The sequence below is a fragment of the uncultured Maribacter sp. genome (genome assembly GCF_963974015.1).
GTDB lineage: Bacteria > Bacteroidota > Bacteroidia > Flavobacteriales > Flavobacteriaceae > Maribacter.
This window is the reverse complement of record NZ_CAXBBZ010000016.1, coordinates 47011-63892: the sequence shown is the minus strand read 5'-3', so window position 1 is coordinate 63892 and position 16882 is coordinate 47011. Positions and strand designations below refer to the sequence as shown.

Genomic DNA, 16882 nt, shown 5'->3' with positions numbered 1-16882 from the left:
TTCCGAGACAATCGTTAACGGAAGCGCAACCGTAACGGTGACAGGTGCGGGAACGGCAGGTAACCCATACGTTCTCACAAGCTTAGATACATCAAATGGTTCCGAGACAATCGTAAACGGAAGTCCTACGGTAGGCGTTGCAGGAACAGGTACAGCAGGCGACCCTTATGTCCTTACCGCAACCGTGGGGGACGGTTCCGAAACTATCGTAAACGGAAGTGCAACCGTAACCGTTTCAGGTGCGGGAACGGCAGGTAACCCATATATAACGTCAATTCCAAATGGTGTAATTTCCGGAGGGCCAGGAGGATTAATACTTGATAATTCCATAACTGCTTCTGATTTACAAGCTGACTCAGTTGATGCATCAGAAATCAGAATTGACGCGGTCGGTCAATCAGAAATAGAGACAGGTGGTGTTTCAACAGATGAGATTGAAAATTTTACAATAATTAATGAAGATATTGCACCAGGCGCAGCTATTGATGGTTCAAAAATTAATCCAGTATTTGTTGGGGATGTTAGTACAAACGGAAGCTTTATTTCTGGCACAGCTACGTACCCCGATTACGTTTTCCAAAAATACTATTTAGGCATATCAACAATAAAATCTGATTATAAATTTTCAACGTTAGAAAATATTGAGGATTATTTAAAAACAAATCATCATTTACCAGGTGTTAAATCAGTAAAAGAAGTTGCTAAAAACAATGGAAATTGGAATCTTACTGAAGGTGCTTTAATCAACCTCGAAAAAATAGAAGAACTTTTTCTGCACACCATTGAGCAAGAAAAGAAGATAAAGCAATTGGAGTCCACCAACAAAAACATGGCTAGCGAAGTAGAAGCACTTAAAGCCCAAATGGAGGAAATAAAGAAACTATTGTTAGAAAAGACAAAAGAATAATGAAAAAACAACTTTCACTTCTTTTCATTCTTTTGGTGGTTTCGGCATCTGCCCAAACTGCTCTTTACAATAATGGCAATTTGCGTATTCATGAGGGTGGTAGCATTGGTTTTCACACCAATCTTATCAATGAATCTCCATTAGACAACAACCTTGGTTTAGTAGGGTTTTATGGTACGCAATCAGTAACAGTATCTGGTACGTTGACCCCTCAATTCTATGATGTAGAAATTGCCCTCGAAAATAATCTGCAATTAGCGTTAGGTATCGATAATAGCAACAATACCAATTTTATTTTAGGTAACATCCGTACTCCCCTAACCCAACCTTCTATTTTTTATACTTTTTTAGATAATTCGTTCTACACTGGCGAAAATGATTTTTCTAAAATTGAAGGGTATGCAGCCATAACCAATCAAAAAGATTTTGCCTTCCCTATCGGTGACAGTCAATTTTTAAGACCATTGATCATAAACTCAGAAAGCGTTAACCTATTCGCAAAAGGTGCCTATTTCTTTGAAGATGCCAATAACCCAATTTCATTTTCGAACACCTTTGATACCTTAGAAAAAGATTTAGATGTTGAAAGTGTTACTACCAATGAGTTTTGGCGATTAGAAGGTACAATACCATCTAACGTAACCCTTAGCTGGAACCAACGCAGCACAATGGAAGGGCTGACCGATGATGCTACCACAATCATACCCGTTGGTTGGAGCAAAAATTCGCAACAATGGATAAACCTTGTTGGCAACATACCTATTGGTTCATTAAACGAAGGGTTTATAACCACAACTTCTTTCATTCCAGACGATTACGAAATCATAACCCTTGGGGTATCAAAAGCACCATATGAGCCATTATCATTAGAAGTGGTCAACCTCGATAATTTCTTTGTTTCCGTAAATGGAGATGGTGTAAATGATTCTTTTTACGTTGCTGAATTAGAAGATTACGATAGTAATTTTGTTCAAATCTATGACCGTTACGGACTTAAAGTTTTTGAAATGGCTAATTACAGAGACGAATTTAATGGGTTTTCAAATCTAAATAACATTCCTTTCGGTGCCGAAAAAGGACTACCTATTGGTGTATATTTCTATACCATAGATTTACCTGGAGAAGATTTGAGCTTTCAAGGTTTTTTATATTTGGCTCGATAGTTGAAATTGATAAGTTTTAAAATATTACAATGACCTTTTTAGCGTTAAAATTAGATAGGTCATACCTTAAAATCTTATTTTTAACTTATGAAGCGAAGAAATTTTATACAAAAAAGCGGTTCTGCGGCTCTAGCTATTTCACTATTGCCTACGATTAACTTTCAACAAGACCTAGATTATTCCATTGCGGAACTAATGGGCAAAGAGGATATTAAGCTTTACGGCAAGGATATCAACTTAAGAAAGGAAGCTCACGATGCCTTTTTAGAGATGAAAAAAGCAGCTTACAGTGATGGTATCGATTTAAAAATAGTATCCAGCTTTCGAAATTATGAACGACAGACCGCAATTTTTGAACGAAAATTTCTGACCTATACAGAAGATGATGGAATGAACCCTATTGATGCCATCGATAAAATTATAGAATATTCTACCATACCAGGAACAAGCAGGCATCATTGGGGTACAGATATTGATGTCATTGATGGGTATAGAAAAGTTGAAGGTGATGTTTTAGTCCCTCACAAATATGAAAATGAAGGCCCCTTTGTTGATTTTAAAAAATGGATGGATGAACATTCTGAAACCTATGGTTTTTATTTAGTGTACACAGATGATCCAAAAAGAAGAGGATTTAAATATGAGCCTTGGCACTACAGCTATGCTCCACTTTCTATACCTATGTTAGAGCAGTTTAGAGGTAAAAATATTGCTTCGCTATTACTTCGTGAAGATTATTATGGTGCAGAGAATTTTACAATGGGCTTTCTAAGATCTTATATTCAAAACAATATTTTAGATATCAATAGAGACCTATTATAGGCTTTATATACTTAAGGAACCTGTATTAGAACACATTACCATGAGAAGAGGAAGTTGGAAAATTAGAATATTTATCGGTTTGGCTATTGTAGCATTTGCATTAATCCAAAAATGCAGTAATACCGAAGAAAATCCATATACTGGTCGCTCGCAGCATATCACCATGACTTCAGACCAAGAAATTGCCATTGGTTTGCAAAGTGCTCCAGAAATGGCCCAACAACATGGCGGACTTTACCCTGATAAAAGACTACAATCGTTTGTAGAATCTGTGGGTAATAAATTGGTACAAAACAGTATAGCTAGGGAAACTCCTTATAAATATGATTTTCATTTACTTGCAGATGATCAAACTATAAATGCCTTTGCATTGCCAGGTGGACAATGCTTTATTACATACGCATTATTTTCACAATTGACCGAAGCTCAATTAGCGGGAGTATTAGGTCATGAAATAGGACATGTGATTGGTAGACATTCTGCAGAACGAATTGCTGATAGTCAAACCTGGCAAACCGCGACAATGGGTGCAACCGTTGGTGCAGGAGATATGGGTAGCATTGTTGGCAGTATTGGCCAGAATACCTTGCTTAAAAATGGTCGTGGTGATGAATTGGAAAGTGATGAACTAGGAGTTCTTTTTATGATTCAATCTGGGTATGACCCCTATGAGATGATCAAGGTAATGGAAATATTAAAAGCAGCTGGTGACCCTAATCGTACTCCAGAATTTCAAAGTACCCATCCGGATCCCGAAAATAGAATTGAGAAAATTAAAGAAGCTATAGCAAAGTATAAAAATCAAGGTTAATCGGATTTTTTGGTCATTTAATCTATAGTAGGTATTACGACAACTATAATTTTGTAACTTTGGGTAAGTCCCAAGCTTATTTTGCCATTTATTAATGCCTTTATAGCTATGATTTAATCATAGAAGAACACTATAATGGGAACAATTACACATTTTAGAAATATATACGTGCAGGCGTTCGAAAATTGTAAACCTGAAATATTGGTTACTATTTTAAAGGTCTACTCTATATTTTGTGCCCTAATGATATTTTCGGCACTATATGCTTTTGTTTATAGAGCACTAAATGGATTTGATTTTTAACGCTTTTTACTCTTTTACCTGAACACTATTTGGAGTAGAACTTTACAATTAAAAAAGCCTCATTGAAAATTTCAATGAGGCTTTTTAATAATTGTTTTTCAAAACATCGATTTTTGAATTTACCCTAACTACTTATAGCAGTATCAATTACAACCATTGCTTCTTCCGCATTTGATAATTCAGCGTATTGTTTAACCGTAAAGCCTTGATTACTTTTGATGGTTAAGTCTGCACCCTTTTTTATCAATAAGGACAAAACTTCAACCTTATTATATCTAGCAGCATACATTGCAGGGGTCATGCCTAAAGATTTTTGATTAACATCTTCGCCTAAATCTATTAGTCGTTTTACGGTTGATACATCTCCTTGTATAACAGCTTTACAAAACGAGCTGATATCTACATTAATAATTAGATCGTTGTGTAAAACACTAGATAGTTGTGTAATCTCATTGGCCATTAAATTTGACCCCATCGTAATTGCCACAATGGATAATGTTAGAATTGATTTTTTCATGATGAGTGATTTAATTGATGAATACAATATTGTATATTTTAAAAGACACTGTCCATTTAAATTTGTTTCATCCATTAACAGTGTTATAACTAAACTTTAACAAACAAATACTATTCAAAACTGAAAATTTGTTGTGATATGTTATCAAATTAAAAAAGGTAAGTAATCTTATAGATTTACTAAGCAGAACATAGTATTTTTGATATCTAAAACCTTAGGAAAGATGAACAAAAAAGTAATCTTAATGATATTAGATGGTTGGGGAAAATCACCTGACCCAGAAGTATCTGCGGTAGATAAAGCAAATACACCATTTATCGATAGCCTATATACAAAATATGCAAACTCGAATTTACTGACCGACGGCATGAACGTTGGTCTTCCTGAAGGGCAAATGGGGAATAGTGAAGTGGGACACATGAATTTAGGTGCCGGTAGAATTGTTTATCAAGATTTAGCCAAAATCAATAAAGCGGTTAAAGAGAATACGTTGAAAGATGAACAAGTCTTAAAAGATGCTTTTGAATACGCTAAGAAAAATAACAAAAATGTTCATTTCTTAGGACTTCTTAGTGATGGTGGCGTTCATAGTCATACAAATCACATTAAAGGTCTTATTACCGCCGGAAAAGAGTCTGGTGTTCAAAATATGTTTGTGCATGCATTTACCGATGGTAGAGATGTAGATCCTAAAAGCGGTAAAGGATTTTTAGAAGATTTAGTTCATTTCTGTGCTGATAAGAACACCAAATTAGCAACAGTTATTGGCAGATATTACGCAATGGATCGCGACAAACGATGGGAACGCGTTAAAGAAGCTTATGACGTTATTGTAAATGCAGAGGGCGAAAAATCAACTGACATAGGAAAAACCATTCAGAAAAGTTATGACAACGATATTACCGATGAGTTTATAAAACCTATCGTTATGACCAATACCGATGGCACACCTATTGCATCTGTTAAAGAAGATGATGTTGTTATTTTCTTCAATTTCAGAACAGATCGTGGTAGAGAACTGACCCAGGTATTAAGTCAGGTAGATATGCATGAGCAAAATATGCATAAATTAAACTTGTATTATGTGACTTTGACGAATTATGATGAGTCATATAAGAATGTTCATGTGGTTTACAATAAAGACAATATCATTGAAACCTTAGGTGAGGTATTATCTAAAGCAGGTAAAAAACAAATACGTATAGCTGAAACCGAAAAGTATCCTCATGTAACCTTCTTTTTCAATGGTGGTAGGGAAGTTCCTTTTGAAGGTGAATCTCGAATTTTATGTCCGTCGCCAAAAGTGGCTACATATGATTTACAACCCGAAATGAGTGCTTTTGAAATTAGAGATAAAATTATTCCAGAAATTAAGAAAGGTGATGTCGATTTCGTTTGTTTAAACTTCGCCAATCCTGATATGGTAGGCCATACAGGGGTTATGGAAGCTGCTATAAAGGCTTGCGAAACTGTTGACGAATGTGCTAAAGATGTTATTACCGCTGCAATAGAAAATGATTATTCTGTTATCGTTATTGCTGACCACGGTAATTGTGAAACAATGGTAAATGAAGATGGAAGTCCGAATACAGCACACACCACCAACCCAGTTCCATTAATTTTAGTGGATAATGATATTCATCATATCAAAGATGGTGTGTTAGGTGATATCGCACCAACAATTTTAAAAATGATGGGTGTGGAAAAATCTAAGTACATGACCCAAAATTCATTGGTATAAATAAATTATCGGAAGTAACCGAAAGTCTAAATATTTATGATAAAAATTAAAACGGCCGAAGAGATTGAATTGATGAGAGAAAGTGCTCTCATTGTTTCTAAAACTTTAGGAATGATCGCCAGCGAAGTAAAACCAGGAGTAACTACACTTCAATTAGATACTTTAGCTGAGACTTTTATTCGTGATCATGGTGCAGTACCCGGTTTTCTAGGTTTATATGATTTCCCCAATTCCCTTTGTATGAGCCCAAATGCACAGGTAGTGCATGGTATACCCAACAATACCCCATTAGTAGAAGGTGATATTATTTCAATTGACTGTGGTGCATTAAAAAATGATTTTTATGGCGACCATGCCTATACTTTTGAAGTTGGTGAAGTAACCCCAGAAGTGAAAAAGCTTTTAGATGTAACTAAAAAATCACTTTATGTAGGGATACGTGAATTTAAAGTTGGCAACCGAGTCGGTGATGTTGGTTATGCAATACAAAAATTTACAGAAGACCATGGTTATGGTGTCGTTCGCGAGCTAGTAGGCCATGGTTTAGGTCGAAAAATGCATGAGGATCCAGAAATGCCAAATTATGGTAAACGTGGCCGTGGTAAAAAATTCGTTGAAGGGATGACCGTTGCTATCGAGCCTATGACCAATATGGGCACAAAGAATATTAAGCAATTGAAAGATGGTTGGACAATACTCACCGCTGATGGTCAACCTAGCGCTCATTTCGAGCATAATATTGCTATTGTAAATGGTAAACCAGAATTATTATCAACATTTAAATACATATATGACGCATTAGGAATCGTTAGTGATGAAGAAGCTGAATTTACTTCCTCCTCTATCAACAACTAGGTACAAAGCATGAAGAAAATATTTAAATTTTTTCTTAATCTGGTACCTAGACCTATACTAATATCGCTTAGTTATTTAGTAAAACCTTTTTTTAAGATATACTATAGAGGCAATACTTATGAGGACCCCATTGATGGGAACACGTTTCGTAGCTTTTTACCTTATGGATACGAAAACCCTCGTGAAAATGTCCTCTCACCTTCTACCCTATCTTTAGAAAGGCATCGTTTACTTTGGTTATATTTAAAAGAAGAAACTGATTTTTTCACCACATCGCTTAAGGTACTACATTTTGCTCCTGAACAAGCTTTTTACAAGCGGTTTAGAAATTTAATGAATTTAAACTATGTAACCACAGATTTAAATTCACCCTTGGCAGATGTAAAAGCTGATATTTGTAATTTACCCTTTGAAGACAATACTTTCGATGTAATTCTATGTAACCATGTGCTAGAGCACATCCCTGATGATACAAAAGCAATGTCAGAGTTATATCGTGTTTTAAAACCAGGAGGGTGGGGAATTTTCCAGATACCTCAAGATTTAAAAAGGGAAAAAACCTTTGAGGATAATTCTATTACCGATAAAGTAGAGCGTGCGATAATTTTTGGTCAATACGACCATGTTCGCATTTATGGAAGAGATTATTTTGATAAATTACGCACTATTGGGTTCACGGTCAATGAAGTAGATTTCACAAAAAAATTTACACCTGAAAAAATCAATCGATATCGATTGGCAACTGGAGAAATAATACCTCTAGTCAAGAAATAATTATTTAACTACCAAATCTTTAAAGCCTTTGGTTAAATATTCTTGTGTATCCCCATTTTCATCTAAATAAATGATATATGCTTCTAGATCTTTATTCTCATTTATCAATTTGAAAGCTTCATCTAAATCCATGGCCATAAAAGCTGTAGCGTAAGCATCTGCGGTAGCGCAATCATCTGCCAAAATAGTAACTGCAAGCGTATTTGAAACTTGGGTGAAACCTGTTTTAGGATTTACAGTATGTACATATTTTTTACCGGTACTTTCGTCAATTCTAAATTTTCGATAATTACCAGAAGACGCTAATGCCCTATTATTTAAATGAATTAATATTTTAGTTGTTCTATCTGTTTGCATTTGTGGATCATCAATGCCCACCACCCAAGATTTATCATTTATTGTGTTTCTTCCTTTAGCGACTAGCTCACCACCAACTTCAATCAAATAATTCTTTACCCCTTTTGCATTGAGCATCATAGCAATTCTATCTACTGCATAACCTTTGGCAATAGCATTAAAATCTAAATAGATATTTTTATTTCTCTTAACTACATGCTTTTCAGAATTGATACTTAACTTATCCAAACCAACATAATTCAACAAACTATCTACCTTAAGGCTATCTAATATTATCTGCTGCGCAGGACCAAAACCCCATGCGTTTACCAAAGTGCCAACGGTAGGGTCAAAATATCCATCAGTATCTTCATATATAACCTTAGATAACTCAAATACATCTTCAAACATCTTATCAACGACAACCGTACTATCACCATGGTTAATTCTTGAAATATCAGATTCGGGAATATAGGTAGATAATGAATGATTTATAGCTATAAAAACGGAATCAATATCTTTTTGAAAATCAACTTCTTTTGCTGTAATGGAAATAACATTATAAGAAGTACCTAAAGCAGCACCTCTATTTTCATTACGATGTGCATCAGCATTGTTTTGACTGCAAGAATAAAACAACCCAAAAACTACACCCAACACTAAGATTTTATTCCTCATATCTCAACTAATCCATCATAATCAACAATATACTCCTCATCTAAATAAACCGGCAAATTATGATCCGCCGCATTCACCAAACCAACACCTGCATAAAAAGTACTTGCATCAAATTTTAAGGCATGCTCCTTCATTTTATTCAAATCTGATTTAAAAAACTCAATATCTTTAGGATCACCGGGATATTCAATCGCTTTTACAACTACAAAGCGCATTTTCTTATCCTTGATGCAAACAAATTGAGGATTCTTGCGTAATTCGCTATTCACGGCTAAAAACTCAAACCCAGCATCTTCCAATTGCTTACCAGCAATGTTCATCGCTAAATTGTGAAGCTCTTGTTCTGTTAATACATGCATTTAAATAAATTTGATAAAAAAGCCGATACTTTAGGTATCGGCTATTATATTACATATCAGCGTTTTATATATTATCCACCGAAATCATCAAAACGTATATGCTCATCTGGGATACCAAAATCTTCACCCATTTTCTGCACAGCTTTATTCATTAATGGAGGACCACAGAAGTAAAGCTCTATATCCTCTGGAGATTCATGATGAACTAAATAGTTATCAATTACACAGTTGTGTATAAAACCTACAAAACCGTCACCAGGAGCATCTATATTCTCTTTTACTTTCCAGTTATCAACTTCCATTGGTTCTGATAAGGCCAAATAGAATTTAAAATTAGGAAACTCTTTTTCTAATTTGTAAAAATGATCTAAGTAAAACAACTCACGTTTTGAACGACCACCATACCAATAGCTTACTTTTCTATTCGTTCTTAATGTTTTGAATAAATGATATAAATGCGAACGCATAGGCGCCATACCTGCACCGCCACCTACATACAACATTTCTGAATCAGATTCATTTATAAAGAATTCTCCATAAGGTCCTGAAATTGTTACTTCGTCACCTTTTTTAAGGTTAAAAATATACGATGAAGCAACACCAGGGTTAACATCCATCCAACCATTTTTAGCGCGATCCCATGGCGGAGTAGCAATACGAACGTTTAACATAATCTCTCTTCCCTCGGCAGGGAAAGAAGCCATTGAGTATGCTCTTTCTACTGTTTCTGGATTCTTCATTACTAAAGGCCACAAATTAAACTTGTCCCATTCCGCTTGAAACTTATCTGGAGTTTCATGCTCTTCTGGGTGAGCCGTAATATCCATGTCTGAGAATTTCACCTCACATTGTGGAATTTCAATTTGAATATAACCACCAGCTTTGTAGTTCATATCTTCAGGAATTTCAACTACGAATTCCTTAATGAAAGATGCAACGTTATAGTTACGTACTACTTTACCTGGCCATTTCTTAATACCAAAAACCTCTTCTGGAATTGTGATTTCCATATCTTGTTTCACCTTAACCTGACAGGCTAAACGTGCACCATGGTTCAATTCTCTTTTTGAGAAGTGAGGAGTTTCTGTAGGTAGCGCTTCACCTCCTCCAGATAAAACGTGACATTCACATTGTATACATGTTCCACCACCACCACAAGCAGAAGGTAAGAATACTTTTTGATTACCCAAAGTGGACAATAAAGACCCACCTGAAGCTACTTCAATTTTCTTTTCTCCATTTATTGTTATGGTCACAGGACCCGATGGAGAAAGTTTTTGTTTGGTGAACAAAAGCAACGCCACCAATACCATTAATAATATTAGAAATGCGACAACGGTTATTAGTATAGTTCCGCCAGTACTTGCAGCTAAAATCATATTTATTTTTTTACGTCGTTATAAGAAATCTCCTTCTCGTCAATTTCAGTATTCTTTTCTACTACTTCTTTTTCTGGCTCAACAACATCTAATTGTTCTATCTGAATCACTTGTTCATTAGATTCTTCAGTTTCATCACCGCCACCTGTAAGCATACCACCAAAACTTTGGAAACCAATACCCATTAAACCAGTAATAATAAATGTTATTCCTAATCCTCTTAAAGGAGCAGGTACATTACTATATCTGATTTTTTCACGAATGGCAGCAATAGCTAAAATTGCCAAAAACCAGCCAATACCAGAACTGACACCATAGTTAAAAGCTAAGCCTAAGGTTTCGATCTCTCTAGCCTGCATAAACAATGAGCCTCCTAAAATTGCACAGTTTACTGCTATTAAAGGCAAGAAAATACCTAATGAATTATATAGCGAAGGTGAAAACTTCTCAACAACTATTTCTACTAGTTGTACCATTGTTGCAATAGTTGCAATAAATAGGATAAAAGATAAAAAGCTAAGATTGTAATCTGCATATTCCGGACCTAACCAAACCAAAGCACCGTCTTGCAATAAATATTTATCCAACAACCAATTCATTGGTACTGTTACTGCCAATACGAATATTACAGCGGCACCTAAGCCTACTGCAGTAGCAACTTTTTTGGATACAGCCAAATAAGAACACATCCCCAAGAACACGGCAAATACCATGTTATCGATAAAGATGGACTTAAAAAATAATTCTACATGTTCTAACATAATCTCTTATTAAATGTCTTTTTAATTCTCCTCTACCAATGCTGGATTCCTTGAGCGTTGTACCCAAATAATAATACCTACTACAATTAATGCAGCTGGCGGAATTATCATAAACCCGTTGTTCTCATAGCCCGTTGCATATAATCCAGTTTTTGTAATTGGGTCCCCTAAAACCGGATATCCGAAAAGCGTACCTGATCCTAAAAGCTCTCTAAAGAAACCTACAATAACCAAAATAATACCATATCCAAGAGAATTTCCGATTCCGTCCAAAAATGAACGCCACGGTCCGTTAGCCAAAGCGAATGCTTCAAATCGACCCATGATAATACAGTTCGTGATTATCAAGCCAACAAATACCGCCAAGGTTTTGCTCAATTCATATGCATATGCCTTTAGCACTTGATCCACTATAATTACCAAGGTCGCCACAACAATCAACTGAACAATAATTCTAATTTTTGAAGGTATGATATTTCTCATCAATGATATGACGACGTTTCCAGCACCTAAAACAAACATTACAGAAATAGCCATCACCAAAGAGGCCTTTAATTCTGCAGTAATAGCTAATGCCGAACATATACCCAATACCTGAATTGTAATAGGGTTGTTATCCGCTAGCGGATCCGTTATAAGATTTGTATCTTTTTTTGAGAGTAGTGCCATATTACTTTGCTCTAATTGTTTCTAAATAAGGTTTATATAATTTAACGGTCTCCTTAATCATAGCCGAAACACCATTTCCTGTGATAGTAGCACCTGCAAGGGCATCTACTTCATTATCATCTTTTGTATTGTTCAATGGGTCGTTGTTACCTTTTGCAACTGCTATACCTGCATACTGAGTTCCTTTCAATATAGATTCTCCTTTAAAATCGTCCATGAAATAACGCATTTTAATATTCGCACCTAAACCAGGAGTCTCCCCTTTATGATCAAAATAAACACCTTGAACCGTCATGGTGTCATCTAGAGCAATAAAACCCCAAATAGCATCCCAAAGACCTTTACCATACATTGGTATGATATAAAACTTTTTTCCGCCCTTTTCACCAATAAAAACAGGTAATTTATAATCCTCACCTTTTTTGATATTTGCCAGTTGCTTTTTCAAATCAATCAAATAAGCCTCATCATTCTGGGTGATTTTGTCTCCCTGAATAACTAATTGCTCTTTAATATAGCTTGAAAATTCACCCTCAACCACATCCGTAGGAATAAAGTTTACACTACCAGCGTCATCTCCATTTTCATTTACGCCCATTGCATAAAGGATGTTCTGCTGCTTTTCGAAACGCTCGTTTTCTTTAATATTCGGTCGTAGTGCCGATGCCAAAAATGCAAGTATCGACCCAACTACCACAACCATAACAGCAGCAAAAACTACTGTATAAACGTTACTATCTGTTTTAATTGCCATAATTAAACTGTTTCAGCTTTAAGTTCTTCTGCCTTACCATCTGAATCTTTTGGATAGATAGTGGCATTCTTTAATCTTTTCATTCTATTCTTGATGTTACCTCTAATAACATAATGATCAATAGTTGGTGCAAATACGTTCATCAATAATATAGCCAAGAATACACCTTCTGGATATGCCGGATTGAACACTCGTATCATTACAGAAATGAATCCTATAAAAAATCCATAGAACCATTTACCCTTGTTGGTCTGAGAACCTGTAACAGGATCTGTGGCCATATATACTATGCCGAATGCTAGACCCCCAACGATCAGGTGTTTCCAAAAATCAAAACTCATTAAACCGTAAAACTTACTAGATTCTGCAACCCAGCCAAAATCAACAATTTGATTAAAAATTAATCCCATTACCAAAGAACCGATAACGGCACTCACCATAATTCTCCAACTAGCAATTTTGGTATAAATTAAAAACAGACCTCCTAAAAGAATCAAAAAGGCAGAAGTCTCACCTACAGATCCTGGTATAAAACCAAAAAACATATCCGAAACTGAATATGTCATTTCCGCTCCTTTATTCTGGGCTAAATACCCTAATATAGTCTCACCTGAAATTGCATCAACATTAGTTGCGCCAGCTAGTATTTCTTCAGAACGCTCACGTGCTCCGTAAACCCAAACTTTATCACCACTCATCCATGTTGGGTAAGCGAAGAAAAGAAATGCTCTAATCGTTAATGCCGGATTAAGAATGTTCATTCCCGTTCCACCAAAAACTTCTTTACCTATCACTACACCGAAAACTACCGCAACGGCCAACATCCAAAGTGGAGTATCAATTGGTACGATCAAAGGCACTAACATACCGGTAACCAAATACCCTTCTTCAACTTCGTGGCCTTTTATAACTGCAAAAATAAATTCCACTAAAAGACCTACTCCATAGGATACCACCACCAAAGGAAGAACCTTTATAATACCGATCCAAAAGTTATCCCAAGTAAGGAAATCGTTCATTACAGAAAAATCTGCTGGAAAACCGTTTATGGCAGAATAATGCTGATAACCCGCATTGAACATCGAAAACAATAGCACTGGAATCAGTGCCATGATTACCGTATTCATCGTACGTTTTAAATCATCTGCAGCTTTAACATGCGTACCACCTGCATGGGTAGTTTCATCTGGCGAAAACAAAAAAGTATGAAAAGCATTGAAAGCAGGCGCCATCTTTTTACCCTGATACTTCAGTTTCAGTTCGTGTAATTTACTTTTTAAACTCATTTCTTATCCTATTTCTTTTTGCAATAAATCTAACCCCTCACGAATAATCTTCTGATGTGGTTGTTTGGAAATACATATAAACTCAGTCAATGAAAAATCTTCTGGAACCACTTCGTACAAGCCTAGTTGTTCCATTTCATCTAAATCCTTTACCATACAAGCTTTTAAAAGTTGCATTGGAAAAATATCCATAGGAAAAACTTCTTCATACTGACCCGTTACAACGAAAGCTCTGTGCTCTCCATTTGTATTGGTATCTAACTCATATTTCTTATTCGGCTGCATCCATGAGAACGTTAATGCCCTAGTTGCCGAAATTTTATTAAAGATAGGTTTGTTCCATCCGAACAACTCATAGTCGTCACCTTCTGGAATAACCGTGACCGTATTATTGTAAAACCCTAAGAAACCATCTGGTTTACTTTTTGTTCCAGTAAGAACATCACCGTTTATAACCCTAAAATTCTCTTCATTAACACCACTGGCGTATAGAAAAGTAGAAATTTCAGCACCTATCTTGGTACTGTAATATTTCGGCGCCTTAACAGATGACCCAGCAAGTGCAACTACTCGTTCAGCATTGAATTTACCCGTAAGCAAATACTCACCAATAATAAGCAAATCTTGAGGTGATACCGTCCAAACCGTTTCACCTTTATTAATAGGATCTAACTTGCTTATATGTGTACCTACCAAACCAGCAGGATGTGGACCAGAAACTTTATGTAGTTCAATACCGTTTAAAGTAGCTAATGGCGAATTACCCGAACCACCAACAGTTACATGAACTTTACCAGGCGTTAACTTACCTAGAGCAGTAATTGCTGCTTGCAATTCTTTTTCCTTACCCTGTAAAACATAATCCAAATCGGCCTGTAATGGCGCACTTGAATACCCAGAAACAAATATTGATTTTGGGGTAGCATCAGGATTAGCAACTACATCATATGGTCGTTGCTTTATGAATGGCCAACAACCACTCTTTAACAAAGCAGCCTTCAATTCTTCCTTAGAAGCCTTTTCAACATCTAAAGCCGCTCCCGCAAATGCTTCTTGAGTTTTATCAGCTAGTATCTTTAAGGTCAAAATACGTCTTCTATCCCCTCTTTCAATTTCCACCAACTCACCACTTACAGGCGACACAAAGAGCATATTCTCCATGTTTTTGTTGTAAAACAAAGGTTCTCCAGCTTTCACCTCAGCGCCTTGCTTCACTATCATCTTAGGGGTAATTCCATGAAAATCACTTAATTGTATAGCATATACATTACTCAAAACAGCTTTCGAAGTCGTCTGCTCTGCGGCACCCACAAGATTAATGTTGAGCCCTTTTTTAATTCGTATGTCTTTGGACATGTGTGTGTAGACCTTTAGGTTAACAAAATTTGAGCAAATTTAAGTACAAAAACTTCGTTTTCATAATTATTACCCCATAATTTAGACATTACATCGAGGTATATTTTTTAGGCATCGTTTTTGTTTACCTTTACTTAAAAAAAAGCCTTCCAATGCGAATTTTTATTAAACATTTTATATGTCTATTTTTCTTGCAAAACATAGTCGCACAGGTTCAAGAAGAAGTAAATCCGCCAGATAACATAAAATCAATTATCTTCAAAGGACCAACAGAAGATCAGTTTCCAATAATAAAGATCGGCGAGCCTATTTACTTAGAATTCGATGATATTTTAGCCAACGAGCAAGACTATTACTATAAGGTAACGCATTGCGATTATGATTGGAATAAATCAACTCTATTAAAATCGCAATATCTAGATGGTGTAGACAACCAAAGAATTACTGACTACGAAAATAGCTACACCACCCTCGAAACCTACTCCAATTACCAACTAACCATACCTAACGATAATGTTCGCCTAAAAGTTAGCGGCAACTATCTTTTAGAAGTTTACAACAGTAATTACGAACTTCAGTTTTCACGTAGATTTTTAGTTTATAAAGACCTAGTAAGTGTAGCCGCCACCATAAAACGTTCTAGAGATTTTAATTTCATAAACGAAAAACAAGTAGTTCAATTCAACATTCAAACATCAGGCTTCAAGCTGGTTAATCCAAAAAAAGAAGTAAAAGTCACCATTTTACAAAATTATTATTGGCCAACCGCTATACAAGATATTGTACCGCAATATACTATAGGGAATGAACTTGTATATAAATACGATCAAGAGACCGCATTTTACGGAGGAAACGAATATTTACTTTTCGACACGAGCGACCTTAGAGCCCCAAGCTCTCAGATTTCTAGAATTGACTTAACCGACCTGTATAATCACTATTTGTTTTCTGATGCATTCAGAAATGACAAGCCATACAGTTACTTTCCTGATATTAACGGAGATTTCGTAATTAGAACCTTGCAGGGCGACAATGCTTCTCGTGAAGCGGAATACACAAATGTACATTTTAGCCTACCCTACAATGAATTCATAGCCTTAGACGATGTATACATATTTGGAAAATACAACAATTACGCACTTACCGATGAAAACAAAATGACCTACAACGAAACTAACGGTATGTTAGAGGCTACACTAAAAATGAAGCAAGGTTTTTACAACTATAAATACGTACTGAATAACGGTCAAGAAATTAAAGCCAATGTAGTTGGAGGTAATTTTCATTTTACTGAAAACAATTACCTTATACTCGTCTATTACCGAAACTTTGGCGACATGTATGACAGCTTAATTGGTATCGGGTCTGCCAATTCAAGAAATATCACGAACTAACTGTATCTTTATGTTTT

General features: G+C 35.7%; 17 protein-coding genes and 1 pseudogene. 9 read left to right on the top strand and 9 right to left on the bottom strand.

Annotated elements, in window-relative coordinates; genetic code table 11:
- The 5 genes and pseudogenes from AACZ41_RS15645 to AACZ41_RS15625 form a co-directional block, all read left to right on the top strand.
- A pseudogene (locus AACZ41_RS15645) lies at positions 1-907 on the top strand (hypothetical protein); the annotation flags it as partial.
- Positions 907-2070, top strand: a complete 1164-nt coding sequence (locus AACZ41_RS15640; protein WP_339629542.1) for a gliding motility-associated C-terminal domain-containing protein — start codon at positions 907-909, stop codon at positions 2068-2070. The pseudogene AACZ41_RS15645 and the gene AACZ41_RS15640, both read left to right, overlap by 1 nt.
- 87 nt (positions 2071-2157) lie before the next feature.
- The gene (locus AACZ41_RS15635; protein WP_339629541.1) at positions 2158-2892 is read left to right on the top strand and encodes a M15 family metallopeptidase; all 735 of its coding nucleotides are present in this window, start codon (positions 2158-2160) and stop codon (positions 2890-2892) included.
- A 40-nt stretch (positions 2893-2932) separates the two neighbouring features.
- Positions 2933-3703, top strand: a complete 771-nt coding sequence (locus tag AACZ41_RS15630; protein WP_339629540.1) for a M48 family metalloprotease — start codon at positions 2933-2935, stop codon at positions 3701-3703.
- A gap of 135 nt (positions 3704-3838) precedes the next feature.
- Entirely contained in the window at positions 3839-4006 is a 168-nt protein-coding gene (locus AACZ41_RS15625) for a DUF6747 family protein (protein ID WP_339629539.1), read from the top strand.
- Between the two features lie 124 nt (positions 4007-4130).
- Here AACZ41_RS15625 and AACZ41_RS15620 read toward each other — a convergent pair whose 3' ends face one another.
- Positions 4131-4523, bottom strand: a complete 393-nt coding sequence (locus AACZ41_RS15620) for an ankyrin repeat domain-containing protein (RefSeq protein ID WP_339629538.1) — start codon at positions 4521-4523, stop codon at positions 4131-4133.
- A gap of 223 nt (positions 4524-4746) precedes the next feature.
- Here AACZ41_RS15620 and gpmI point away from each other — a divergent pair, with 223 nt between their 5' ends.
- Genes gpmI through AACZ41_RS15605 form a run of 3 tightly spaced genes read left to right on the top strand, consistent with a single transcriptional unit; the run spans position 4747 to position 7893 of the window.
- A complete protein-coding gene (gene gpmI, locus AACZ41_RS15615) occupies positions 4747-6264 on the top strand; it encodes a 2,3-bisphosphoglycerate-independent phosphoglycerate mutase (protein WP_339629537.1) in 1518 nt (505 codons plus the stop codon).
- 36 nt (positions 6265-6300) lie between these two features.
- Entirely contained in the window at positions 6301-7119 is an 819-nt protein-coding gene (gene map / locus AACZ41_RS15610) for a type I methionyl aminopeptidase (protein WP_339629536.1), read from the top strand.
- A 9-nt stretch (positions 7120-7128) separates the two neighbouring features.
- Positions 7129-7893, top strand: a complete 765-nt coding sequence (locus tag AACZ41_RS15605) for a class I SAM-dependent methyltransferase (protein WP_339629535.1) — start codon at positions 7129-7131, stop codon at positions 7891-7893.
- On the opposite strand, the gene AACZ41_RS15600 is transcribed toward AACZ41_RS15605, so the two are convergent.
- The 8 genes from AACZ41_RS15600 to AACZ41_RS15565 all read right to left on the bottom strand — a co-directional run bounded on the left by AACZ41_RS15600 (position 7894) and on the right by AACZ41_RS15565 (position 15471).
- On the bottom strand, positions 7894-8907 hold the full coding sequence (locus AACZ41_RS15600; RefSeq protein WP_339629534.1) for an FAD:protein FMN transferase: 1014 nt from the start codon (positions 8905-8907) through the stop codon (positions 7894-7896).
- Positions 8904-9266 carry a Na(+)-translocating NADH-quinone reductase subunit F gene (locus tag AACZ41_RS15595; RefSeq protein WP_339629533.1) on the bottom strand — a complete coding sequence of 121 codons (363 nt, stop codon included), beginning with the start codon at positions 9264-9266 and terminating at the stop codon, positions 8904-8906. Before AACZ41_RS15595 ends, AACZ41_RS15600 begins: the two co-directional genes overlap by 4 nt.
- A gap of 71 nt (positions 9267-9337) precedes the next feature.
- Entirely contained in the window at positions 9338-10645 is a 1308-nt protein-coding gene (gene nqrF / locus AACZ41_RS15590; RefSeq protein WP_339629532.1) for an NADH:ubiquinone reductase (Na(+)-transporting) subunit F, read from the bottom strand.
- 2 nt (positions 10646-10647) lie between these two features.
- Positions 10648-11406 (bottom strand): NADH:ubiquinone reductase (Na(+)-transporting) subunit E, encoded by a 759-nt coding sequence (nqrE, locus tag AACZ41_RS15585; protein ID WP_339629531.1) that lies wholly within the window; start codon positions 11404-11406, stop codon positions 10648-10650.
- A gap of 21 nt (positions 11407-11427) precedes the next feature.
- Entirely contained in the window at positions 11428-12075 is a 648-nt protein-coding gene (locus AACZ41_RS15580) for an NADH:ubiquinone reductase (Na(+)-transporting) subunit D (RefSeq protein WP_339629530.1), read from the bottom strand.
- Position 12076: 1 nt separating this feature from the next.
- Positions 12077-12829, bottom strand: coding sequence for a Na(+)-translocating NADH-quinone reductase subunit C (locus AACZ41_RS15575; RefSeq protein ID WP_339629529.1), 753 nt, complete (start codon positions 12827-12829; stop codon positions 12077-12079).
- Positions 12830-12831: 2 nt separating this feature from the next.
- Positions 12832-14115, bottom strand: coding sequence for an NADH:ubiquinone reductase (Na(+)-transporting) subunit B (locus AACZ41_RS15570; protein ID WP_339629528.1), 1284 nt, complete (start codon positions 14113-14115; stop codon positions 12832-12834).
- Between the two features lie 3 nt (positions 14116-14118).
- Positions 14119-15471, bottom strand: coding sequence for a Na(+)-translocating NADH-quinone reductase subunit A (locus AACZ41_RS15565; RefSeq protein ID WP_339629527.1), 1353 nt, complete (start codon positions 15469-15471; stop codon positions 14119-14121).
- A 152-nt stretch (positions 15472-15623) separates the two neighbouring features.
- Between AACZ41_RS15565 and AACZ41_RS15560 the strand changes: the two genes are divergently transcribed.
- On the top strand, positions 15624-16865 hold the full coding sequence (locus AACZ41_RS15560) for a DUF5103 domain-containing protein (RefSeq protein ID WP_339629526.1): 1242 nt from the start codon (positions 15624-15626) through the stop codon (positions 16863-16865).
- Positions 16866-16882: the final 17 nt, after the last annotated feature.